Annotated in this window: 1 protein-coding gene; it reads left to right on the top strand. The window is 64.2% G+C overall.

The window, feature by feature from the left end; genetic code table 11:
* On the top strand, positions 1–576 hold a 576-nt coding region (locus ASG00_RS17135), incomplete at both ends, for a preprotein translocase subunit SecY (protein ID WP_235559207.1).

The following is a 576-nucleotide window of genomic DNA, read 5'->3' as shown; positions in this document are numbered from 1 at the left end:
CATCATCATCGGGTTGGTGGTGTTCGTCGAACAGTCGCAGCGTCGCATCCCGGTGCAGTACGCCAAGCGCATGGTCGGTCGCCGCACGTACGGCGGCACGAACACCTACATCCCGATCAAGGTCAACATGGCCGGCGTCGTGCCGGTGATCTTCGCCTCGTCGCTGCTGTACATCCCCGCGCTCATCGCCCAGTTCAACCAGGGCGCGGCGGGCACGACGCCGCCCGACTGGGTGCTGTGGATCCAGAACTATCTGACGAAGGGCGACCACCCGCTCTACTGGGCGCTCTACTTCCTGCTCATCGTCGGGTTCACGTACTTCTACGTCGCGATCACCTTCAACCCGGAGGACGTCGCCGACAACATGAAGCAGTACGGCGGCTTCATCCCCGGCATCCGTGCCGGGCGTCCGACGGCCGAGTACCTCGACTACGTGCTCACGCGCATCACCCTGCCCGGCTCGATCTATCTGGGTCTCGTCGCGCTCATCCCCCTCATAGCCCTGGCGACGGTCAGCGCGAATCAGAACTTCCCGTTCGGCGGCACCTCGATCCTGATCATGGTCGGCGTGGGGCT

Origin of the sequence: Microbacterium sp. Leaf351 (assembly GCF_001423825.1) — a bacterium.
Lineage (GTDB): Bacteria > Actinomycetota > Actinomycetes > Actinomycetales > Microbacteriaceae > Microbacterium > Microbacterium ginsengisoli.
This window is presented reverse-complemented; position numbering and strand designations above follow the sequence as displayed.